Raw genomic sequence first — 1,035 nt, forward strand, 5'->3', positions numbered from 1 at the left:
AGAAAAAGCTAAAGTAGCAGACGAAGTTAAGAAAGCTAACCCAACAGCGAAAGATGTTGAAGTAGGCAAAGATGGAACAGCAACTGTAACCTTCCCAGATGGATCAACAGCAGAAATCCCAGCAGCTAAGGCAGTTGAGAAAGCTAAAGATGCAACACCTGCTAAGGATGCAGATGGCGTTAAAGATCCAGCTAAGACACCAGTTAAAGATCCAGCTAACTTAACAGATGCAGAAAAAGCTAAAGTAGCAGACGAAGTTAAGAAAGCTAACCCAACAGCGAAAGATGTTGAAGTAGGCAAAGATGGAACAGCAACTGTAACCTTCCCAGATGGATCAACAGCAGAAATCCCAGCAGCTAAGGCAGTTGAGAAAGCTAAAGATGCAACACCTGCTAAGGATGCAGATGGCGTTAAAGATCCAGCTAAGACACCAGTTAAAGATCCAGCTAACTTGACAGATGCAGAAAAAGCTAAGGTAGCCGATGAAGTTAAGAAATCTAACCCAACCGTAACTGATGTTAAAGTTGGCAAAGATGGTACAACAACTGTTACATATCCAGATGGTACAACAGCGGTTATCCCAGCAGATAAGGCAGTTAAGAAATCAGCTGATAAAGCAGTTAAGGATCCATCAGTAACTCCGGTTACAGATCCAAGCAACTTGACTGATGCAGAAAAAGCTAAGGTAGCCGACGAAGTTAAGAAATCTAACCCAACCGTAACTGATGTTAAAGTTGGCAAAGATGGCACAACAACTGTTACATACCCAGATGGTACAACAGCGGTTATCCCAGCAGATAAGGCAGTTAAGAAATCAGCTGATAAAGCAGTTAAGGATCCATCAGTAACTCCTGTTACAGATCCAAGCAACTTGACTGATGCAGAAAAAGCTAAGGTAGCCGACGAAGTTAAGAAATCAAACCCAACCGTAACTGATGTTAAAGTTGGCAAAGATGGCACAACAACTGTTACATACCCAGATGGTACAACAGCGGTTATCCCAGCAGATAAGGCAGTTAAGAAATCAGCTGATAA

1 pseudogene is annotated in these 1,035 nt (G+C 42.3%); it reads left to right on the forward strand.

Annotation, left to right across the window (positions count from 1 at the left end):
- Window positions 1-1,035, forward strand: a pseudogene (locus M1R56_RS09995) (protein with ysrik-signal peptide); the annotation flags it as partial.

It is taken from the genome of Streptococcus sp. oral taxon 431 (genome assembly GCF_023115445.1).
Classification (GTDB): Bacteria; Bacillota; Bacilli; order Lactobacillales; family Streptococcaceae; genus Streptococcus.